15 protein-coding genes are annotated in these 21539 nt (G+C 63.3%); 5 read left to right on the top strand and 10 right to left on the bottom strand.

Going from position 1 to position 21539, the window contains the following annotated elements; translation table 11 throughout:
• Positions 1-56: 56 nt before the first annotated feature.
• From B0G62_RS27695 to B0G62_RS27650, 9 genes are all read right to left on the bottom strand, one after another.
• Positions 57-797, bottom strand: a complete 741-nt coding sequence (locus B0G62_RS27695; RefSeq protein WP_103707368.1) for a pyridoxamine 5'-phosphate oxidase family protein — start codon at positions 795-797, stop codon at positions 57-59.
• Positions 798-912: 115 nt separating this feature from the next.
• Entirely contained in the window at positions 913-1944 is a 1032-nt protein-coding gene (locus tag B0G62_RS27690; protein ID WP_103707367.1) for a DNA-binding protein, read from the bottom strand.
• A gap of 373 nt (positions 1945-2317) precedes the next feature.
• Positions 2318-4753 carry a TonB-dependent siderophore receptor gene (locus B0G62_RS27680; protein ID WP_167401355.1) on the bottom strand — a complete coding sequence of 812 codons (2436 nt, stop codon included), beginning with the start codon at positions 4751-4753 and terminating at the stop codon, positions 2318-2320.
• A gap of 314 nt (positions 4754-5067) precedes the next feature.
• The gene (locus tag B0G62_RS27675; RefSeq protein WP_103707365.1) at positions 5068-6039 is read right to left on the bottom strand and encodes a FecR family protein; all 972 of its coding nucleotides are present in this window, start codon (positions 6037-6039) and stop codon (positions 5068-5070) included.
• A gap of 47 nt (positions 6040-6086) precedes the next feature.
• Positions 6087-6641, bottom strand: coding sequence for a sigma-70 family RNA polymerase sigma factor (locus B0G62_RS27670; protein WP_103707364.1), 555 nt, complete (start codon positions 6639-6641; stop codon positions 6087-6089).
• 155 nt (positions 6642-6796) lie between these two features.
• Complete coding sequence (gene fhuB / locus B0G62_RS27665; RefSeq protein WP_208624252.1) at positions 6797-8770, bottom strand: Fe(3+)-hydroxamate ABC transporter permease FhuB; 1974 nt, start codon at positions 8768-8770, stop codon at positions 6797-6799.
• Between the two features lie 37 nt (positions 8771-8807).
• On the bottom strand, positions 8808-9749 hold the full coding sequence (locus B0G62_RS27660; RefSeq protein ID WP_103707363.1) for an ABC transporter substrate-binding protein: 942 nt from the start codon (positions 9747-9749) through the stop codon (positions 8808-8810).
• Positions 9730-11376, bottom strand: coding sequence for a cyclic peptide export ABC transporter (locus B0G62_RS27655; protein WP_103707393.1), 1647 nt, complete (start codon positions 11374-11376; stop codon positions 9730-9732). Before B0G62_RS27655 ends, B0G62_RS27660 begins: the two co-directional genes overlap by 20 nt.
• Before the next feature lie 79 nt (positions 11377-11455).
• Positions 11456-13606 carry a TonB-dependent siderophore receptor gene (locus B0G62_RS27650; protein ID WP_167401354.1) on the bottom strand — a complete coding sequence of 717 codons (2151 nt, stop codon included), beginning with the start codon at positions 13604-13606 and terminating at the stop codon, positions 11456-11458.
• Positions 13607-13951: 345 nt separating this feature from the next.
• On the opposite strand from B0G62_RS27650, the gene B0G62_RS27645 reads away from it, so the two are divergent.
• Positions 13952-14743 (top strand): AraC family transcriptional regulator, encoded by a 792-nt coding sequence (locus B0G62_RS27645; RefSeq protein ID WP_167401353.1) that lies wholly within the window; start codon positions 13952-13954, stop codon positions 14741-14743.
• 68 nt (positions 14744-14811) lie between these two features.
• Here the strand turns inward: B0G62_RS27645 and B0G62_RS27640 are convergent, their stop codons facing one another.
• Positions 14812-15765 carry an AraC family transcriptional regulator gene (locus B0G62_RS27640; protein ID WP_244193400.1) on the bottom strand — a complete coding sequence of 318 codons (954 nt, stop codon included), beginning with the start codon at positions 15763-15765 and terminating at the stop codon, positions 14812-14814.
• A gap of 110 nt (positions 15766-15875) precedes the next feature.
• Here B0G62_RS27640 and B0G62_RS27635 point away from each other — a divergent pair, with 110 nt between their 5' ends.
• Genes B0G62_RS27635 through fhuB (B0G62_RS27620) form a run of 4 tightly spaced genes read left to right on the top strand, consistent with a single transcriptional unit; the run spans position 15876 to position 21376 of the window.
• Positions 15876-17513 (top strand): cyclic peptide export ABC transporter, encoded by a 1638-nt coding sequence (locus tag B0G62_RS27635; RefSeq protein ID WP_103707392.1) that lies wholly within the window; start codon positions 15876-15878, stop codon positions 17511-17513.
• Positions 17510-18346, top strand: coding sequence for an ATP-binding cassette domain-containing protein (locus B0G62_RS27630; RefSeq protein ID WP_407671250.1), 837 nt, complete (start codon positions 17510-17512; stop codon positions 18344-18346). Before B0G62_RS27635 ends, B0G62_RS27630 begins: the two co-directional genes overlap by 4 nt.
• Positions 18343-19338: an ABC transporter substrate-binding protein gene (locus B0G62_RS27625; protein ID WP_103707359.1), complete on the top strand. Its 996-nt coding sequence runs from the start codon at positions 18343-18345 to the stop codon at positions 19336-19338. The genes B0G62_RS27630 and B0G62_RS27625 overlap by 4 nt, the downstream gene beginning before the upstream one ends.
• Positions 19331-21376 (top strand): Fe(3+)-hydroxamate ABC transporter permease FhuB, encoded by a 2046-nt coding sequence (gene fhuB, locus B0G62_RS27620; RefSeq protein WP_244193399.1) that lies wholly within the window; start codon positions 19331-19333, stop codon positions 21374-21376. The genes B0G62_RS27625 and fhuB (B0G62_RS27620) overlap by 8 nt, the downstream gene beginning before the upstream one ends.
• Positions 21377-21539: the final 163 nt, after the last annotated feature.

The raw sequence follows: 21539 nt of genomic DNA, 5'->3' as shown, positions 1-21539 counted from the left end.
TGGAGCACGACGGCACCAATGGCATAGCGCGTTCCGTCGTTACCGGAATCATCGATTCACCGCTGTGCGCCGGTCGCCCGGCTCGCCCAGTCGCGCACATATGCCGGTTCGCCGCCCGGGGGCAGGTCGCCGTCACGCTCCGGCGCAAGCGGTCTGAGCGCCATTGGCAACACGCCCGCCCAGACGGGGCGATCGAGATCTTCCTCGTCGTCCGAGACACCGTGCGCGCGCACTTTCGCAACCGCCTCGTCGAGCGCCAGGCGCAGCATCGTGGTCGCGGCCAATTCGTTGCGGTTGCCGCCGCGTGCTTCGTGGACGCGGCCCGGCGCGATGTGCTCCATGAAGGCGTCGAGCGCAGCGGCCTTGTGCGCCTCCCCGACGACTTCGAAGGCGCCATAGATCATCGCCGAGCGATAGTTCATCGAGTGATTGAACGCCGAGCGCGCGAGCACGAGGCCGTCAAGGTGCGTGACGGTCACGCAGATCTGCGCGCCTTCGGCGGCGAGCTTGAGCATACGGCTGCCGTTGGAGCCGTGGATGTAGAGATGGTCGCCCTCGCGCCAGCACGCAGTAGGAATGCAATGGACACCATGGTCGTCGGCGAACGCGACATGGCAAACATAGGCCGCGTCGAGAATCGCGTGCAGTGTGGCGTGATCGTAACTGGCGCGCTGCGCGATGCGGCGCACGCGCGTGCGCGCAGACGGTGCGCCCTCGGTGGCGGTCGAATCGGCTGAAGCGGTCTCGTTGCTGTTTTCGTTGCTGTCGTTGCTGTGGTGGTTATCGCTCTCGGACATCCTCGGCTTCTCCTGTTTCAGGGTGTGAAAAGCCGATTACGTTAGCGAAGCGCTGGCTCCAACGGTAGACCCAGGATACAGCGAAGATATAGGGCCACGATCCGCTGCGGATGGGTCAGGATTTCGCGGACTTTTTGCGCATAACACGCATCGGCGTTGCCGAGCCATCCGTCGATCGTGCCGCGCGCCTTGGTGTACGTCGCGCGCCAGGAGCGGGATTCGCGGGCGCAATTGCATTCGCCTTGCTACGTAGCGCCTCCAGTTCCTGCGTTTGTGTATCGTGGGCCATGCGCAGCGCGTCCAGACGCCCCTCCAGTATGCCGGCCTGGTGCCGCAGGTCGCCCAACTGGCCTTGCAGCGCCTGCGTTTCGGTGCGCGCGCTTTCTTCGGCGCGGGCGGCGCGTTTCGTCGCGGTCTCCAGATCCTTTTGCAGACGCGCGTTGGTGGCGCGCTCGCGTTCGATTTCGAGCAGCGCGCGTTTTTCCGCGGCTTGCAGGCGGGTTTGCGCGAGTTCGGCGCCCGCGCGCAGTTTGTCGAGTTCGACGGCGAAGTCGGCGCGCGCCTGGACGAGCGCGGCGTCACGCTCTTTGCCATCTTGCTGCAAACGCGCGATCTGCCCTTCGAGCGCGGCGCGCGTGGCCTCGCCTGCCGCCTGGACCTGTTCCAGCTCGTGAATGCGCACCTGCGCGGCGAGCAGCGCCGTGGTCCGTTGCTCCAGCGCCGTTTCCGTACGCGCGAGATCACTCTGCAAGCTCGTGACACGGGCTTCCGCTTCGTGACGCACGCCTTCGACTTCGACACGCAACGCTTCGAGCGCCGCCTGCGCCGCCGCCGCCGCACGCGTCCACAAGGCGGCGACCAGCTCGCCGGCCGCGCCTTGCAACTCTTCCGGCAGATCGGCGTGTTCGATACGCACGCGGCTTTTTTCGCGCAACTCGGTCCAGAACTCGGAGAGAACCGCCGTCGGCGTGCCCATGCTGCCGCGCCGAACTAGCTGATAGAGGCGGTTCGCGGTGGGCGTCACCCCAAAGCGGAAGAAAAGGAGCGCACACACTTCCCGGTACAACTCGCGCGTCTTGGGAAATTCGACTTTAAGGCGTTCGATTTCGGCGGTAATACGGACTTCGTCGGGAGCGGCGTCAGACATGGGCTATTTCAATGCAATCGGAACGTTAATATTACAACGTAAACCGTCAACTTTCTACCAAAATCAGCCAATATTTAGACATTACTTTTATAATGTTTATTTATAAAACACGAAGTGATGCCTTGAGCGCTCTTTAGTCTGATACAACAATGAGCGCGACCATCAAGAACGATGGCGCGGCGGAAAGACGCCAATGCATGTCTTCATCGATTCGCTGGAACTCGCCGGGAGAAACTGATCCCTCATTGGGTCAGCTTCTCCCTTTACATCCCCGACCTCCTGTCTTGGCGCACCACACGCGGATACTTCTGCCCTCTCGGACATACCTCCCGCAGTGCGAGCCTCGTCCGTGATAACGATGGCACTCCAGCGGCTACATTGCCGCGCGCAGCGTGAACAACACCTTGGCGGGATCACCGTAATACGTACCGGGACCGCCCGTCGTCAGCGAAGAGATGTACTTGCGATTGAACAGATTTGTCACCAGCAGTGATGCGCTGAGGTGCTTGTTGATCTGGTAGCCGATGTTCGCGTCCACCGTCGCGTAGCCGCCAGCATTCAATGTCCCTCCCGAGGTCGTATTGTTCGACAGGAACCCGCTTTTGTCCGTGTAGGACGTACCGCTCTGCACGTAAAGCGCGCCACCCACCGTCCAGCGGTGGAACTGGTCGGGCAGGTTATAGCTGGTCCAGAACTTGAACAGATGCTTAGGCGTCACCACGGAGAAGCCCTGGTGAGCAGTGAAGCTGTCGTCGTAATTGCGCCAGTTTGTATAGGTGTAGCCCGCCCCGACCTTCCAGTTCGACGTCAGTCGCCCCATTGCCCGCAGGCCCACGCCCTGGGACTGCGCCTGCCCCTGCGCGACATAGAAGCCCGGATTGAGCGGATCGCTCATCGCACGATTCTTCTCGCGGATATGGAACAACGCGACGTTCGTGGTGAGCCGGCCGCCCAGGTACTCACCTTTCTCGCCGATTTCGAACTGATAGCCATCGAGCGGCTCGATCACCTGGCCCGAGACAGTTTCATCTCCCGCCTGCGGCTGAAAAATCGAGGCATAGCTGGCATAGAGCGTGTGATCATCATTGACATCGTAGATCAGGCCCACCGTCGGGCTGAATTTCGCAGACACGTGATCGTGCGTCGTGACGTTGCCAAAAAAGTTGTTGTTCGGGTTCGTGCTCGGCAACGACTCGCCGTTCCACCACGTCACGCGCCCGCCTACCACCAACGTGAGCGGATCGGCCAGGCTGAAGCGGGCGTTGCCGTAAATGCCGTACTGCGTGGACACCGTCGTCACGTCGTTTTGCGGACCACCCGCGAACGCATTCGAATAAGCCGAATTGTCGTAGAGCGGCGCAGTGATGCCCCCCTCGAAGTCCAGCCCGCTATCGGGATTGATGAGGTACTGGTTGGTGACGTCGTTCGTATGCAGATAGCTCGCGCCAACCGTCAGATGGTGTGTACGTCCAAACAAGGTGAACGGCCCGGTCGCATAGAGGTCGATCGCATTCTGCGTGTTGGTGTCGGCCGTGTTCAGGCTGTAGCGGTTGCTCAGGTTCGTCGCGGGATCGTTGGTGATGATCGCGCCCGTCAGCACATCAGTGGTCGTGCGCATGAAGTTGTAGGAGAGCTTTGCCGTCCACCCTCCTGCCAGTTTCTGCTGAACGTCCGCAAATGCGTTGGCGCGCTGGTTCGAGAACCAGTTCCAGTCCGGCCCGAGATAGGTGGACCGCGATACGTTCAGATTCGTATAGTCGATGTTGTTTGGCAGTCCGTACATGATCTTGCCGTAAATGTCGGTATAGCTCACACCGGCACGCACCTGCGTGGTGGGCGTCACATCTGCTTCGAGCGTTCCGTAGAACTGCTGATTGCGCTGCCAGGTCGAGTCCTGCATCTCATGCTGATACTGCTCGTCCACGACAAAGCGGCCACGCAGCGTACCCGCCGCGTTAATCGGCCCGCCGACGTCCGCCTGAACGTCGCCGTTGGTATAAGTGCCTGCGGAGATTTGGGCCGACGCCTCGAACTGGCTCGGCGCACGCTTGCGGACCAGATTCAGGATGCCGCCCTCGCCGCCGAAGCCATTCAAAATCCCGGACGGCCCATACAGCACCTCGACGCGGTCGTAAGCGGCCACCCCCTCGGTCGGCCCCGAGATGCCGCTTGTTGCCACTCCGGTCGGCACGCCATCGAACTGGATCGTGCTGATCGGAAATCCGCGGCTGTAGTAGCTGCTAAAGCCCGGCTGATTGACTTCTGTCGTGACGCCCGGCGCATACTTCATCGCATCGTCGACGGTGCGTATCGAAAGCGCCTGGATCTGCTGCTGCGTGACCACGCTCACCGTTTGTGCAATTTCCCGTGCCGACAACACTTCCTTCGACCCGACCGTCGTTGGCGGATTGATCGCGTTCGCCGCCTGCACCGCATTCGCACCGGCAGAGACCGTGATCGCGGGCAACGTGCCATCGACGACGTTGTCGGGCTTCGCTTCGAGCGACCAGCTCCCATCAGGCTGCGGGATCGCAATGAAGTTTGTCCCGGCCAGCAGGGCGCGCCACGCGCCGTCCACGGAATAGGCGCCGTGTAGCCCCGGGCTGGTTTTTCCCCTGGCAAGATCCGTCGCTCCGACCACGTAGATACCCGCCTGCGCGGAGAACGTCGTCAGGACCTGGCTGAGTGGCCCGGCCGCAATATCGTAGCGCTGCGTGGCGGGAGCAGCCGGTGCCGAGACACTTTGCGCATACACGGCGGGCACCCACGCCGCCACGGCGAATGCCCCGCTGGCCAACAGCATTTGCATGACGAGGTCGAGTGGCCGTCGCGCATAGATTCGGCGGGGGCTGGGGACGACGGGTCGGGAATCCGGAATGGCAGACCGGTTTGGCATCAATGGCTCCTGTGGCTTGAAAGGCGAGATCGGCGGTGATCGCCCATTCAGGTGTCCATGGAGCCGCCCGTGATGCGCAAAAGGGACGCGTGCCAGTGCCGTAAGTGCTGGCGATCATCGAGCGGCTGGAACAACCTGGATCTCTCACTCTGTAAAACCATCGAGAGCACAAAATCCGGAACCGCTTTTTATAAAAATTTCTTTGCGAGCGCGCGATACGCACGCGGCTATCGACTGCCAACGATAGTGATCCACCATGGCAAGGTTTCGTGCGCCCGCACGGATAGCACCGTGGCAAGCATGGCGATCGCCCGATCGGTGTCGCGCAGGGGAAAGCTGCCATATACCCGCAAGCCTGCGACCTCGTCGGCCACACCGAGATGGCCGGACCGATAACGCTGGAGTTGTTCGACGAATTCACCAAGGGTGATGTCGCGCGCGATCAGCACGCCGCGCGTCCAGGCTTCGCGCGCCGGATCGGCGTGCCGGGTCCACAAAATACGGTCGCGGGTGAAGCGGATCTCCTGCCCGGCGGGTACCACCGTGCGCTGGTCGCTGCCGCGCAGCGTGACCTCGACCGCGCCAGCGTAGACGCTCAGCAAGGTTGCGCCCTCGCCTTGCAGCACGTTGAAACGCGTTCCCAGCGCGCGCAAGCGGCCTTCAGACGTGGCGACGACGAAAGGACGCATCGGATCGTGAGCGGTCTCGACGAAGATTTCGCCGCGCAACAGCTTGACCTCGCGGGTCGTCGTGCCGAACGCAAGGTTGAAAGCCGTGGCGGTGTTGAGCCAGACACGCGTGCCGTCCGGCAGGTACACGTCGCGCAGCTCGCCGGTGCCGGTCCGGTAATCGGCGGTCCACGCCAGCAGCGCATCGGGCGACAGGCGCCATGTCAGACCCGTGAGGCCGCCCAGGCCAATCAGTCCGGCAATGCCGAGCAGCGCGCGGCGGCGACGCTGCAGCCGGCTGTTTGCTTCGACGAGCCATTCGCTCGCACTCACGGGATCGGGCATGTCCTGCAACACAGCGAAAGACTGGCTGATCCGCTCGACGTAGTGCCATGCCGTGCGATGCTCGCTCGATGCGTCGAGCCAGGTTTGCCAGTGCGCCTTTTCTTCGTGGGTGGCGTCGCCCATGCGCAGCACTGCGTACCACTCGGCGGCAGCCTGCAGGATTGCGTGAGAAGGTCGTGCGCTCATGATGGATACGGTGTCGGTCCTGACAGGGCTTCCCGGTGCGAGGTGCCCTACGCTTCAAGATCGTTGCGCAAGGCCTCGGCGGTGTCGCAAGCCTGTAATTGCAGGCAGTTGAGCATCGCCTTCGCAACGTATTTCCGCACCATCCGACCGGATATGCCAAGGCATGCGCCGACTTCGTCGTCGGTCATCTGGAACGCCACGGCCAGCAGGAAAGCCTGCGCCGCTTTCTCCGGCAGCGCGCAAAGCATCGCGCTGATTTCCGCGAGCGCTTCGAGCACGATGGCCTGGCGTTCGGCCGAGGGAAAGGTCGGTTCAGGCCAGGCGGCGAGCGTCTCCATCCAGGCGCGCTCGATTTCCTGACGGCGCCAGAGATTGATGCACAGGTTTTGCGCCGTGGTGCGCAGATACGCACGCGCTTCGGCAACGGAGCGCACCTCGGGCGCCGTGGCCCGCATCATCAGGCGAACAAACGTGTCGTGCGCCAGATCGGCCGCATCGGCCGCGTGACCCAGGCGCCGACGAAGCCAGTCGAACAGCCAGTGATGGTGATCGTGATAGAGCTTGTGCAGCGTGGGCTGCACCGGATAGTCGGCGGCGGACATCGGATGGCCTTTTCAATAGACGTCGCGCAGAAACGCGGATGAGAATTATTATCATTTATAACTCATCCCGCATTATTTGATCAACGAAATCGTTTGCCTTTTCTCGCCTTGCCGCGTCGGAGAAACGTCGGGCGAGCAGAAAAGCGGACAGCCGATCATTGCGCAGCATCGCCCCGTAACATCAGCCCCATAAAATAGAGGCCGCCGAGCAAAGTCGCCACGAGGCCAACAGGAATCTGGAACGGAAACATCGCATTGCGGCCGATCCAGTCGGCCCCCACCATGATCAGTGCGCCAAGGACGGCGGCAACGGCAAGTTGCGCCGCAGCCCGGCCAAATCCGAGCATACGCGCGAGATGAGGCGCCATCAGCCCGATAAAGCTGAACGGGCCGACCAGCAGCGTCGCGATGCCGGTCATGACGGCGGCGAGCAGCAGCAAGGCAAGGCGAACAATCCGCGTATTCATGCCGAGGCTCGTCGCCACAGCTTCGCCGAGCGGCAAGATCTCCAGCCAACGTATCAGCGTCGCCGCGACGATGCCGAGTCCGATCAGCAAGAGGCACGCAGTGGCGGCTTCTCTTCCCGTCACGTCATAGGTCGACCCCGCCATCCAGCCAAGCAGGCTGCTCATGCGCGGATCGCCGCCCGCGAGCAGCACCGTGACGAGCGCGCTGAACGCGGTGCCGAGCGTGACGCCGGTGAGTAACATGCGCGCGGGCGCGAAGCCGTGACGGCGGCCGAGCATCAGCATGACGAGCAGCGTCGCGAATGCGCCCGCTCCGGCGGCGGCGCTCTGCAACAGATGCCCCGCGTTCCGGGCGACAAACACCAGCGCGATCAGACCGAGCGATGCGCCCGCGGAGATGCCGAGCACTTCCGGACTCGCCATCGCGTTGCCGGTCGAGCGCTGGAGAACCACCCCCGCGAGGCTCAACAGCGTCCCCGCGACGAGCGCGGCGCAGACATGCGGCCAACGCCAATGCAGCAACGCGCCCGCATGAGCGCCCGGCCATCCGGCCCATCCCGCCGCCGACACTCCCGTGCCCAATCCCAGCGCGACCGCCCCTATCAGCGCGCCAACACCCAGCGCAAGCCAGATGACCACGCGCGGGCGCGCCGCACGACGATGAACCGCCGACAACTCAACCGTATCGGGCAGCGCGTGCAAACGCGGCAGTAGCCAGAACAGGAACGGCGCGCCCAGCATCGACATCGCCGCGCCAGTCGGCACTTCGGCCCAGGCGCCGGTGAATCCCTGCACGATTTCATCGGTCAGCCACAGCAGCACGGCGCCGAAGAGCGGCGCCCACACGAGCCGGTCACGGAAACGGCGCGCCCCCGCGAGCCGGACGATGGTGGGCGCGAGCACACCCAGAAAACCGATCACGCCGACCGACGCCACGACCGACGCCGCAAGACCGACCGCCAGGGCCAGCGCTCCGACGCGCACGAGGCGCAGGGAAACGCCCAGCGCCTTCGCGCTATCGTCGGCGAGCGACATCATCGCGAGCGATCGGGCCAGCAACGCAGCGAGCAGCAAGCCTGCAAGCAGGCGCGGAAGCAGCGCGCGAGGCGCATCCCAGTTATTTTGATTGAGCGAGCCCGCGCCCCAGATGAAGATCGACTGCAGATCGTCGTGATGGAACAGCGTCAGCACCGCATCGATCGAGCCGCAATAGAAGTTCAGGATCAATCCCGCCAGAATGAGCGCGACGGGCGACAGCCGACTGTTCCAGGCGAGCGCCACCACGATCAACATGCCCAGCGACGCGCCGCCAAGCGCGACCCACTCCTGGCCGCCGAACAGCAGCGATGGCGCGTACAGCATCGTCAGCGACAGCGCGAGCGACGCGCCAGCGGAAACGCCGAGCGTGGTCGGTTCGGCGAGCGGGTTGCGCAGCACTTGCTGAAATATCGCGCCCGCCAGCGACAGTTGCGCGCCCGCCAGCAGACAGACGACGAGACGCGGCAGATCGCTCGCATAAAAGACCAACTGGCGCATGTCGCCGCTGTCGGGTGCGAGCAGCGCGTGCCGCCAGAGGCGCATCGGCAGCAACAGATCAAGCCGATGCAGCGACAAGGCAAGCGCGATCATCGCGAGCGCGCCAGTCAGCCAGAACGGGGACATCGAAAAAACCTTCGGCATCCTTTGCATTTCAATCGACTCATCCATCGGTTGAGCCTGTCTGGGACTGCATCGCAACGAGCCCTGCCGTAAGCTCCCGCGCGAACTGGACCGCGCTCGCCGTCGCCCCATAAGCGAAGAAACCCGGCAGCGGGCGGAAGCGGTTCGCCTTCACGAACGGCAAGTGCTGCCACAACACGCTGCGGCTGAGATTGTGCAGCGCGATCTGGTCGCGCACGCCGTGGCTGATGTAAAACATCTGCGCGTCGCCAAACGCAGCCAGCGCTTCGATGCCTTGCAGCAGATAGCCCGACCCGGTCGAACCTTGCCACGCATTACGCACGCCAAGCCGGTCCATGACGTCCTGTATCAGGCTGTTCCCGCCATAGAGATAAAGATGCCGCCCGTCGTCGTAGAGATCGACGACGAGCACGGGTAGCCGCATTTCCCGCGCGGCAATCGTCTTCGCGCACGTCGCAAGCTCGTCGTCGGCGTGCTGCAAATAGCGTCGGGCGGCATCGCCGCGTCCGATCCGCGCGCCCAGCCGCAGCGTTTCCTGCGCCGCCAGCGTGTAGGGTTGGCCGCGCTGCGGGTTGTAAATATCGAGGGTGAACGTGGGCGCGATGCGTTGCAGACGTGCATCGAGCGCCTGTTGATTCGCGTCGATGACAATCAGTTCCGGCAGAAGCTGCTGAACCCGCTCCAGATTCGGCTCATCGTGCGCACCCACTTCGCTCGTGTCCGCCGGCAATGGCGGCTGCGTACCGGCAAGCGGATAGTCCACACGATCGGCAACGGCAACAGGCGCCACGCCGAGCGAAATCAGCGCCTGCGCCCCGGCCCAGCTCAAGGAAACCACGCGAGCGGGCGCGGCCGCTTTCGCTCCACGCGGCATCAGCGCGGGCGCAAACGAAGCGATGCCCAGCGCGCTCACGGTCTTCAGGCAGGCACGCCTGCCCGCGTCATGACGATGACTGGACATGCGAGGGACTCAGATCCGCGCCCGCGCCCTGCTCGACGAGCTGGCCATATTCGAGCTTCACGTAACGATCGGCGAGATAAAAATAGCGATCGTCATGTGAGATGACGAGCACCGCTTTGCCCTTTTTCTTCAATTCAGGCAGCAAGCTTCGATAAAACGTTTCCTTGAACAAGGGATCCTGATCGGCGGCCCATTCGTCGAAGAGATAAAAAGGCCGGTCTTCCAGATACGCGACCAGCAATGCGAGACGCTTTCTCTGTCCCTGGGAAAGCTCCGTCGTGGAAAACACCCCGTTTTCGATCTTGACCTTGTGATCGAGATGCAGCGCTTCGAGCAGCGCTTTCGCTTCGCGGTCTAGTCCGTCGAGCTTCATGCCTAGCAGCGAATCGAAGAGAAAGAAGTCGCTGAACACGACGGAAAAATGCTGCCGGTAGGCTTCGCGCGCGCGTTCGTCCACGGTTTGACCGTCGAGCAGCACGCGACCGCTATCGGGCGCGTAAAGTCCGGTGATCAGTTTGGCGAGCGTGGTTTTACCGCTGCCATTGCCGCCAATCAGAAAGACGATTTCACCCGCCGCGAACGAAAGATCGATCGGGCCGAGCGTAAATACGCCATCCTCTTTCTCGCGATAATAACGATGCGTCACGCGCCCCAGCACGATGCGCTCGAACGACACCGCGTCATTCGCGGCCAGCGTTTGTTCCGGCCGAAGCTCCGCATGCATGGCGTCGATACGCTCGATCGCCACCTTCGCCGAACTGATGGTGGGCAACGCCGAAAGCAGTCCTTCGATCGGCATGATCATGTAGAGAAAAATCACCGCATAGCCCGACATCACATGATTCGACACCGGGAAAAATTGCGTGAGCACGAACAGCACGCAGCCAATGAACGCGAAGAAAATGAAGCTGCCCCAACTGGCCGCGGCTGCATAAAGCACATAGCCGCGCGTGCGCTGCACGCGCACGGCCTCCACATTCGTGGCGAGCGTTCCGTCGATAAAAGCGGATTTGCGGCGGCGATGCAGCTTCAGTTCTTTCGCCCCATCGAAAAGCGCGCGAAAGTGTTTGACAAGCTCGTCTTCGCGCCGGCGCGAACTGCGTAGATGGAATTCCGCGCGACTGTTCACCAGATGAAACCCCAGCGAGCCGATCAACACCGTCGCCACCGCGAACAACAGGATCTGCCACGACAGATAGCCCAGATAAATCAGGCAGCCCGTAATCACCGCGCCTTGCATGGCGAGGTTCGGCAAGCTCACAAAGAATACGACGATGGTGTCGAGATCGTCGGTGAGAATCGACAGCGCCCGCGCGCCGCCCTGCTTTTCAAGCTGCTGATAGGGCGCATCGCCAATGCGGCGAATGATGTCCATGCGCAGCGTGGCCTTGGCGGACTGGCCAAGGCGCATGAAAAGCGTCGAGGATATCGCGCGCGTGATCAGCACGAGCACGCTCAGGCCCAGAAACCGCAGGCCGAGTTCGGCAAGCCGCTGCATCGGCACGCCGAGCGCCTGATTGATAAGCGCGACCAATCCGGCGCTGCTCAAGCCGCTGATAATGCTGGTTGCGATCGCAACCAGCAGCGTATTGCGCGAATGGCGGATCAGATAAAAGATGAGGGACATATTGGATGTGTCGATGCCGAAGCCGCCACATCCGCGGCGCTCCGGCATCGTCCGGTTCATGTTGATCAGACGAGAGGCATCACCACTGATACGTCGCGCGGCCAATCACGCTGCGCCGCAAGCCATACGCGCAATAGTTCGTGCTCTGGCAATTCACATAGACGCGATCGAACAGGTTTTGCGCGTTCACCGAGAAACGCCAGTGCGCGATGTCGTAGTGGATCGCCGCATCGAACAGCGTCACCGACGGCATTTTCACGTCGTTCGCCTCGTCGCCGTATTGCGCGCCGAGGTAACGCACGCCCGCGCCCACGCCAAAGCCGCGATACCAGCCCTGCTGGAACGTCTTGTCGAACCACAGACTCGCCATGTTGTGCGGCACGTTCGGCGCGGCGTTGCCCGCGTAGCCCTGGTCGCTCGCCGAAATCGTGCCGTCCATATAGGTGTACGCCGCCGTCAGGTTCATGCCCGCGCCCAGATCGGCAACGCCGGAAAGCTCGATGCCCTTGACCCGCTGCGCGCCCGTCTGCACCACGTAATTCCCGTCAGGATGCGAGTAGTCCGGCTCCGTCACGTTCCGCTGCAGGATGTTGAAGAGCGACAGCATCGCAAAGCTTTTCTGGCCGTGCGGCTGATATTTGACGCCGACTTCCACGCTCTGCCCCGTTGTCGGCTTCAGCGCACTGCCGTCGAAGGTCGTGCCGAGGCCCGGCTGGAACGACGTTGCGTAGCTTACGTAGGGCGCGAAGCCGCTGTCGAACAGATAGACGAGACCCGCCCGGTAAGTGAAGCGCTGTTCGCTGTTGCTCTGATCCGTTGCACCGGCGATGCGGTCGAACTCGTCGGTATCGGCCCAATCCTGACGCACGCCGAATGTTGCAACCAGCTTGCCGAGGCGAACCTGATCCTGCGCGTACACGCCCACCTGGTCGAGGTGATGTTCGACGCTGTAATCCACGCCCCCGAAGCTGATCGGAGCGCCGTAGACCGGCGCGTAGAGATTGAGCGACGGCACATCGGTCGCATCGTTTTCCGCCCAGCGGTCGATCGAATGCACGTAGTCGACGCCCACCAGCGCCGTGTGCTGCAGCGCGCCGGTCGCGAACTTGAATTGCGCCTGGTTATCGACGGTAAAGATGTCCGCGCTGGCTTTCGCGTCGAACGCATAGCGATCCATCGTCACCTGATCGTCTTCCAGACCCGCATCGCCCACCACGTCCTTGTCGAGATTGACGTGCGTGTAGCGCAGGTTCTGACGCACCGTCAGCCAGTCGTTGAAACGATGCTCGAACTCGTAACCGATGTCTTCCTCGCTGCGCCTCGTCTGGTTGAAGTTCGGTTCGCCGTCGAACAGGCTCGTGCGGATGCGCGCGCCGTTCGGTCCCGGATAGAGCGTGCCGACGGCCGGCAGATCGACCGTGGGATCGCTGCTGTTGCGATAGCTGAATTGCGACAGCAAGGTCAGCGTCGTGTCGGCCGACGGCTTCCACGTTAGCGCCGGCGCGATGAAAAAGCGCTTGTCGGTCTGATAATCCACCTGCGAACCGGCCGTGCCGGCTTCGCCCGTCAGCCGGTACAGCACCGTGCCATCCTTCGTCAGCGGGCCGCCCAGATCGAAACGCGCGCCCACCGTGCCATAGTTGCCGACGTCCATCGACACTTCGTGCAACGGCTCTTCCGTCGGGCGCTTGGTGACGAGGTTGATCATGCCGCCCGGGATGTTCTGTCCATAGAGCACCGAGGACGGCCCGCGCAGCACGTCGATGCGTTCCAGCGCGTAGGGATCGACCGCCGGTGCGAGCAGCGTGAAATAGGTCTCGGTGGACAGGCCGTCCACGAACGGGAACTGGTTGGGAAAGCCCCGCACCATGTAGTAATCGACCGTGGTATCCAGTCCGCCATACTGCTCGCCGATCACGCCCGGCGTGTAGCGCAGCGCCTGCCCGACCGTCTGCGCGCCCTGCGCCTGGATCTGGTCGGCGGTAATCACCGAAATCGACTGCGGCGTTTCGATGATCGGCGTATCGGTCTTGGTGCCCGTCGCGCTGCGACTGGCGACGTAGCCCGGCACCGGGCTGGTGGCCGTTTCCGTTTCGCGTTCGCCCGATACCTTGACAGCCGGCAGCGACGGCTCGCGAGCCGCCGCCAGTGCGTGCCGATCGGCGGCGCCGCCAGACGTCATCCCGTCCGTGCTGCCCGAATCCTGTGCATGCGCGGCGCAGGCCAGCATGCAAGCCGCCGCGATCATCGAAAGCGGGAAACTACGTCGAGCTGAAAAAATCCCGCCAGAACAAACCGCCGTCCGTACCCGATCAGATTGTGTTTTATGCATCCCCGTGTTGCTCGTCTGGTTTCAAAGTGGTCGTGGCGGCGCTGGAATCTGGTTCTCGACACCCTCGCCGCTCGCCCGGAACGTGAGAGAATGAGAATCATTAACACATGGATACGGAATCGTTCCATGCGCGCCGATATGCAGCAAGGATATCGTTGCCCTATTTGATCTGTATTGCCAAATTACATCGCAAACAGGTCATTTTTTTGCCCAAATTCGATGAATTCAGCCGAAATAGCGAACGTGAACCCGGTCTGGCGACGGCGCTACACTGTCGAGCCGCTTGCGGCTGCAGCCGTGACCGCAAGCGCATGGGAATACGAAAACGGCTTTCGTGAGGTCTGGCACGCGCATGAGGAAGCCCAGCTCGTTTATGTGTCGCGTGGTGTGTTGCGGGTGCTGACGCCCACCGGCATGTGGACACTGCCGCCCTTTCACGGCATCTGGTTGCCGCCGACCGTGCCTCACGAGTTGCATGCGATCGGCGAAGTGATCGTGCGTAGTGCCTGGATCGCACCACAGGCGAGTCCAACGGTGATGAGACAGTCGCAGTGCCGCGTCCTGCGCATCGGTCAATTGCTCGACGCGCTGGTCAATGCGTTGAGCGGCAATATCGACGAAGGCGATCCGCGCTCGGCGCATGCTGTTTCGTTGTTGCTTCTCGAGCTTGCGCAGGCGCCTTCGTTGACGAGCGGAACATTGCCGTTGCCACAGGATCGCCGCCTGGCGACCATCTGCGAACATTTGCTCTCCTATCCTCAGAACAATGACACGATCGAGAACTGGAGCGCACGGGTCGGCGCGAGTGTGCGAACGTTGGCGCGCCTGTTCAGGGAAGAAACGGGATTGAGCTTTGGCCAGTGGCGACAGCAGCTTCGGCTTGTCGAAGCGATGGCCAAACTTGCACTCGACGTGCCGGTTTCGACGATTGCGATCGAGCTGGGTTATCAAAGCACGAGCGCATTTATCTCCATGTTTCGCAAGACACTCGGCGAGACACCGCAGCGTTATCTCAAGAATCTGAATGGCTCATAACCCGCCGCCAATACTTAAGGCGCGGGAGACAGCGAGGGCGAGGAGCCCAGTCTCGCTCGCCGCCCAGGTCACGATTCTTTTCGCACTGCCAGATAACGTTGCGGCGGCCCGCCCGTGATCTGACGAAACATCACGATAAACGCGCTGGCGCTGCGATAGCCGAGATCCTTGGCGACCTGAGCAACCGAATGGCCTAGCGTAAGACGCGTGATGGCCTCGGCCACCCGCATCTGCTGACGCCACGCCACAAAGGTCAGCCCGGTCTCCGCGTACAGCCTGCGCGCGAGCGTCCGTCCACTCGCACCGAATTGTTCGCCCCAGAAGTCGAGCGTCAGCTCGCTGCCAGGGTCGTTCATCATGTGCTCACAGATCTTGAGCAGGCGGGCGTCGCGCGGCAAAGGCACACCAGGCTCGGCGAGCGCTGTCGTCTGGGAAAGGACTTTCAGCAGCAAGGGGACGCTCAGAGCCGCTTCGCTATTGGCGGAATAAGTGTCACCCACGGCACCGAGCAAAAGCGCCAGCTCGCGCACCAGTGCCGATACGGCAATGACCGCCGGCTCCTGCCACGTCCACGGAAAAACACGTGGTTCAAGATAGACGCTGCATAACACTGTGTCTCCGACCGCATGGAGTTCATGGTCCACATTGGAGGGCAGCCACACCGCACGCGACTGCGGCAACGTCCAGGTGCGAGCCGGTGTTAGTACGCGTATCACCCCTTCGGCGGCGAAGACGAGTTGTCCGTGGCGGTGCTGGTGCCAGATCACCCGTTCTCCATGCCGGTAGTTGATCAGCGACGCGCTGACGTCGCGGCTGAGCGGCGTGGGCGCGAGCGGATAGCGTTTGAGCAGGAATTCTTTCATCGAAGTTTGGCAGCCAGAGGAGCGAAAGTCGCCTCGAATGATATCGAGAATTTGCCACAACTTGTCAAAAATTCGATACTCGATGTCATCCTTCCGGGAGTGTAAACCGTTAATCTCCCCTCCTGTCTTGAGCGTTTGCCAATCCTTCGCTCGAATCAATAATGAGTCTCATTTGTATGAAATGAGATTGTTTATCGCCAGCCGTACAGCCCTTTCATGAAGGGCATGTCGAACTCTTTGCTGCTCTACCTCCAACTTCTTTGCGCGTCATGTCCTTGATCGCCCCGTTGATACGCAGTTCGCGATGGCTGCTGCCCATTGCGCTTCTCATCAGTCTGTCGAGCGGGCTGGCGAATGCCGCACTGGTTGCCCTCATCAACCAGGCCCTGCGTGCAAGCGCGGAGGAACTGCTTGCGCTCGGCCTGCGATTCGCGTGGCTCGCTCTGTTCGTACTCGCGACGCGCGTAGGCTCGCAGACGCTGTTCATGTATCTCGGCCAGCGCGCCAAGGCGCGCCTGCGCATGCAGGCAATCCGGCGTATCACGGCTGCGTCGTATGGCGATCTTGAACATTGCGGCGCTTCACGTGCGATTGGGGCGCTGACCCAGGATCTCGACAGCATTGTGATTTTCTTTATCAGCCTGCCCTCGATCGTCATGCAGGGCGCCGTCATTGCGGGTTGCCTCATTTACCTGGGCATGCTGTCCTCGCCGATCCTCGTGTTCGCTTTTATCGTGCTGGGCGTGGGTTCGTGGGGCACACACCTGGTCAGTACACGCGCGTTGACACACTTGCGCGCCTCGCGCGAACGGGAAGACAGCCTGCTGAGCCAGTTTCGCGCGCTATTTGACGGCGCCAAGGAACTGAAACTGCATCGCGCGCGCTCCGACGCGTTCGTCGACCGCGACATCGCGCCCCACGTAGAGGCTGTTCGACGGCAGCGCACGCGCGGTTACGTGTTGCACGCTGTCGCGGCTAGCTGGGGCAATCTGCTGCTGTTCGCCTTCGTCGGCCTGACGATCTTCGTGCTCGCCCATGCATTCCATGCCGATGCGCATGTGATGTCCGGCTACGCGCTCGTGTTTCTTTATCTCATCATGCCGGTGGAAGGGTTGCTCGCGGCGTTGCCGTCGATCGGCTCGGCGCGCATCGCGTTCGAGCGTGTCGCCCGCCTCGAGACGGCGCTGCCGCCGGAGCAATCCGCGCCGCCTGCCGCCGCGCACGTATCATTCGCATCCATCGCATTCGAGCACGTCGAGCACCGCTACATGCGAGATCACGACGACGGCTTTTTCACGCTCGGGCCGCTCGACCTGACGCTCGATGCAGGTGAGCTCGTGTTTCTCGTCGGCGGCAACGGCAGCGGCAAGACCACCTTTGCAAAGCTGCTGGTTGGACTCTATGCGCCGGAAAGCGGACGTATCCTGGTTGACGGAGCGCCTGTGACGGCAAGCGATCGCGCAGCTTATCGACAGCGCTTCTCCGTGGTATTCAGCGACTTCCATCTGTTCGACTCCCTGCTGGGCTTGCCGGCGCAGAGCGAGGAAAACGCACGCGCGCTGCTGGTTGCGTTGCAACTCGATCACAAGGTGCGAATCGAGAACGGTGCATTTTCCACGCTCGCGCTCTCGCAAGGGCAGCGCAAGCGGCTCGCCCTGCTTGTGGCGGTGCTGGAAGACCGGCCGTTCTATGTCTTCGACGAATGGGCCGCCGATCAGGACCCCGAATTCAAGGAAGTGTTTTATCGAACCCTGCTCCCGCAATTGAAAGCGCGCGGCAAGACGGTACTCGTGATCACACACGACGACCGCTATTTTCCGCTCGCGGACCGGATCATCAAGCTTGATAGCGGTCGACTCAGCGCCGGCCATCGTGGCACGGAATGGACCATGGCGACAGCGGCATGAACCAGCGTTCCTACATGACACAGCCCGCGGCCGGTGCGAGCCAATCGGCAGCGACGAGCGCCGACGCATTTACGCTCGCGAACGTCAGTTTCGCGGCAGGCGGACGCACGCTGTTGCATCCCCTGGATCTGGCCATTGAGCGCGCGAGCGTAACCGGGCTGGTTGGCCATAACGGATCGGGCAAATCGACGCTCGTGAAACTTCTCGCGCGGCAGATGTTGCCCACCACGGGCGCCGTGGCCTGGAATAGCCGCAAGCTCGCTGACTGGCATTCGCGCGATCTGGCGCGCGAAATTGCTTACCTGCCCCAACAGACGCCTGCAACCGACGGCATGACCGTGCGGGAACTGGTCGCACTCGGCCGCTACCCATGGCATGGCGCGCTGGGCCGGTTCACCGCAACCGACAAGGCGCACGTCGAAAACGCCATGCGCGACGCCGATGTGGCCCATTACGCGACACGACTGGTCGACAGCCTGTCCGGCGGCGAGCGTCAGCGGGCGTGGCTAGCCATGCTGGTCGCGCAGGATTGCCAATGCATGCTGCTCGACGAGCCCACCTCGGCGCTCGACATTGCACATCAGCTCACCGTGCTCGAACTGGTTCGCACGCTTTGCAAGACGCGGAACATGACGGCCGTCGTCGTGCTGCACGACATCAACATGGCTGCGCGGTTCTGCGATCGCATCGTGGCGCTGCGCGAGGGGCGTCTGCTGCTCAGTGCGCATGCCGACGAGATCATCGACTCGACTGCCCTCGAAGCCATTTACGGTGTGCCGATGCGCGTGAGTATCGATACGACGAGCGGCCGGCGGCTGGGGTTCCCCGCATGAGCGAGGCACTTCCCCGGCGCGCCGCACGCGCACCCGATGCGCAACGTCGGCGTGGCCTGCGCACGGCGGCCGCACTGATGCTAGGTTTTTCGGTGCGCCCTTTGAGTGGCTGGGCGGCGGACAGCGGCGCGCCGCGACGCGTCGTCGTGCTGAACTGGGAGCTCACCGAAACGCTGCTGGCGCTGGGTGTCGCGCCCGTCGGCATTCCTCTGCCCGACTGGTATCGCAATACCGTCGCCGTGCCGCCGCTGCCTCGCGGTGTCGCGGATGTCGGCCTGCTCTATCAGCCGAACTTCGACGTCCTGCTCGCGCTAAAACCTGATCTGTTGATCGTGACACCCGGCCATGCCAGTCTGCAGACGCCGTTGCAACGGATCGCGCCGACCCTCACGCTCGGCGCGTACATGAGCGCACCGCGCCCTTACGCGGGTCTGTGCGACGAAACGGCGACGATGGCGCGCGCGCTCGGCGTGCCGGCGCGGGCTACTGCGCTCATCGCCTCGACGAACAACGCGATCGCCGACACCGCCGCCAGCCTGCATTCGCGCTCCGGCCATCTCGCGGACAGTGCGCCGCCTCGCAGCGTCATCGTCGCCGATGTGGTCGATGAACGGCATGTGCGCGTCTATGCTGCGGGCAGTCTGTTCGACGAAGTGTTGGGGCGACTGGGCGTCATCAACGCCGCGAACCCGCCCGGCGCACCCATGGCGCGCTGGGCCGCGAATGCGATGGGAACCGCTACCGTGCCGCTCCAGCGACTGCTCGACGTTTCGCATGCCGACCTGTTGCTCGTCGGCCCGCTGGACCCCGCCGTACGCGTCTCGCTCACGGCAAGCCCGCTGTGGCGCGCACTGCCCGCGGCACGCTCGCGCCGCGTGGCCGTGCTACCGGTCATTGCGCCTTATGGCGGCCTCGTATCGATGCAACGTTTCGCTGAAGGAGCGGTCGCCGCGCTCGCCGCAATCGATGCGGGAGGAGACGGTCTTGGATGACGCAATGCCGAGCCGCGCCAACGCTACCATCAGGCCGCGTCGCTTCGTACCGATCGGCTGGCTGGTTGGCAGCCTGTTAGCGCTTGCCGCGTGCCTGGCCGCACTCGACCTGCATGGCGCGCTCGCCGGCGCGCCGTTCTGGCGCGCCCTGTTCGCACCGAACCTCGACGACATGCGTGACGTGCTGGTGCATGAGTGCCTGCTGCCGCGCATAGCGGTCACACTGATGTGCGGCGCCGCGCTCGGATTGGCCGGCGTGCTCACCCAGCAGGTTCTGCGCAATCCGCTCGCCGAGCCAATGACACTCGGCATCTTTCCCGGCGCGTATCTCGCGCTGAGTGTCGCCAGCGTCTGGTGGCCAGGCTGGCTGGGCGTGGGCCGCGAGTCGCTCGCACTGGCTGGCGGCGGCCTCGCCATGCTCGTTGTGTTCGCGCTGGCCTGGGCGCAGGGGATGACGCCCATCAGCGTGATCCTCGCCGGCATGATCGTGAATCTCTATTGTGGTGCGATCAGCCTGGCGATCGCGGTATTGCACTTCGATCTGCTGCGCGGTCTTCAGATCTGGGGCGGCGGCGCACTCGACCAGACAGGCTGGCAAACCGCGCAGCAACTGGTATGGCGTCTCGCCGCGAGCGCGCTCGCGGCGGCCCTGCTTTACCGGCCACTAAAGCTTTTCGATGCGGGCGACGCAAGCGCGCGCAGCCTCGGCATGCGAGTTGGCGCGATGCGTGCGGCGGCCCTCTTTGTGGCGGTGGCGCTGACGGCGTTCGTGGTTGCACAGGTCGGCGTGATCGGCTTTATTGGCCTGGCGGCTCCGCTGCTCGCGCGCCTGGCCGGTGCAAGGCGCTTGCGCCAGCGCCTTCTATGGGCGCCGGCGGCGGGCGCCGCGGTTCTCTGGCTGACCGACGAACTCGTGCGTTTCGCCTCACAAACGGACATGTTCTCCGCGAACCTGATTCCAACGGGCACCTTGACGTCGATCGTCGGCGTGCCTTTGCTGATCGCCCTGCTGCCCCGTCTGCGCCCGGCCGCCCCGGCGCGTCAGACCACGCCGCCGCTTTCGGCGCCGGGGCGCGAGCGTTCGCCGCTTCGTCTCGGGTCAGGATGGGGAGCGGGCCTCGTCGTCGCGTGCGTCTTGTCCTGCGTCATCTCTCAAGGACCGCACGGCTGGGCGGTCGCCAGCCCCGCGCGCATCGAGGCACTGGCGTTCTGGCGCATCCCGCACCTTGCCGCCGCACTGGCTGCGGGCGCCTTGCTGGCATCAGCGGGCGCGCTGCTTCAGCGCATGAGCGCGAGCCCGATGGCGAGTCCCGATCTGCTCGGCGTCGGTTCCGGCGGGATGTTCGGCATCGTGATCGTGCTGTTCGCCGGCAGTGCCGCATCAGCAGGCGCGCTCTTCGGCGGTTGCATCGGCGGGGCGCTTGTGACGCTGCTGGCGCTGCTCGGCTTCGGGCGGCGCGCGCAGTTCGCGCCAGAGCGATTGCTGCTGGTGGGCCTGTCGATCAGCTCGCTGTTTCAGGCCGTGGTAGGCGCCACGATGGCGAGCGGCGATCCGCGTGCGGGCATCCTGATCGATCTACTCGTTGGTTCGACTTACTACGTCGCCCCTGCCGTCGCGTGGAGCATGGCCGCTCTCGCGCTGCTCATGCTGGCCCTCGTGCCGCTGACAACGCGCTGGCTGACCGTACTCGGCGTCGGCGAATCGATCTCGGCGAGTCTGGGTGTGCCGGTCGCTCTCGCGCGCTTCGCTTTGCTGCTGCTGGCGTCCCTGGCGACAGCGGCCGCGACGCTGATCGTCGGGCCGCTGTCGTTCGTGGGCCTGATCGCGCCGCATATCGCACGGCTGTCCGGCGCCCGAAAGCCACTTGCGCAGGTCTATCTCGCGGCCGCCGTCGGTGCATTGCTTATGGTCGTCTCCGATTGGCTCGGCCGGCAGATTGCCTTTCCTCAGGACGTCGCCGCCGGCCTCGTTGCGACGTTGATCGGCGGCCTGTGGCTGGTCGCGTTGATGCTTCGACGCGGGCATATGCGCTCATAGCTGCGCATGGCGTCGTCGCGACGTGATCGATGCAGCCGGCGAGTGACCGGAAAACGTTGCGCGCGCCACCATCTCGACGTCGTCGGCCGTCCCGGCGGGCGACGTCGTTCAGGGCAATGCGGGGCCCTGCCAGTAACCCGCTCATAACGAAATTGTTCCCCGG

This window comes from Paraburkholderia eburnea (genome assembly GCF_002917095.1).
Taxonomy (GTDB): Bacteria; Pseudomonadota; Gammaproteobacteria; order Burkholderiales; family Burkholderiaceae; genus Paraburkholderia; species Paraburkholderia eburnea.
This window is presented reverse-complemented; position numbering and strand designations above follow the sequence as displayed.

Bases quoted from the DNA above. Each gene is read 5' to 3' on its own strand.
- B0G62_RS27655 (WP_103707393.1), bottom strand. From the start codon at position 11,376: ATGTCCCTCATCTTTTATCTGATCCGCCATTCGCGCAATACGCTGCTG.
- B0G62_RS27690 (WP_103707367.1), bottom strand. From the start codon at position 1,944: ATGTCTGACGCCGCTCCCGACGAAGTCCGTATTACCGCCGAAATCGAA.
- B0G62_RS27660 (WP_103707363.1), bottom strand. From the start codon at position 9,749: ATGTCCAGTCATCGTCATGACGCGGGCAGGCGTGCCTGCCTGAAGACC.
- B0G62_RS27630 (WP_407671250.1), top strand. From the start codon at position 17,510: ATGAACCAGCGTTCCTACATGACACAGCCCGCGGCCGGTGCGAGCCAA.
- B0G62_RS27695 (WP_103707368.1), bottom strand. From the start codon at position 797: ATGTCCGAGAGCGATAACCACCACAGCAACGACAGCAACGAAAACAGC.
- B0G62_RS27635 (WP_103707392.1), top strand. From the start codon at position 15,876: ATGTCCTTGATCGCCCCGTTGATACGCAGTTCGCGATGGCTGCTGCCC.
- fhuB (WP_208624252.1), bottom strand. From the start codon at position 8,770: ATGTCCCCGTTCTGGCTGACTGGCGCGCTCGCGATGATCGCGCTTGCC.
- B0G62_RS27670 (WP_103707364.1), bottom strand. From the start codon at position 6,641: ATGTCCGCCGCCGACTATCCGGTGCAGCCCACGCTGCACAAGCTCTAT.
- B0G62_RS27625 (WP_103707359.1), top strand. From the start codon at position 18,343: ATGAGCGAGGCACTTCCCCGGCGCGCCGCACGCGCACCCGATGCGCAA.
- B0G62_RS27675 (WP_103707365.1), bottom strand. From the start codon at position 6,039: ATGAGCGCACGACCTTCTCACGCAATCCTGCAGGCTGCCGCCGAGTGG.
- B0G62_RS27680 (WP_167401355.1), bottom strand. From the start codon at position 4,753: ATGCAAATGCTGTTGGCCAGCGGGGCATTCGCCGTGGCGGCGTGGGTG.
- B0G62_RS27650 (WP_167401354.1), bottom strand. From the start codon at position 13,606: ATGCTGGCCTGCGCCGCGCATGCACAGGATTCGGGCAGCACGGACGGG.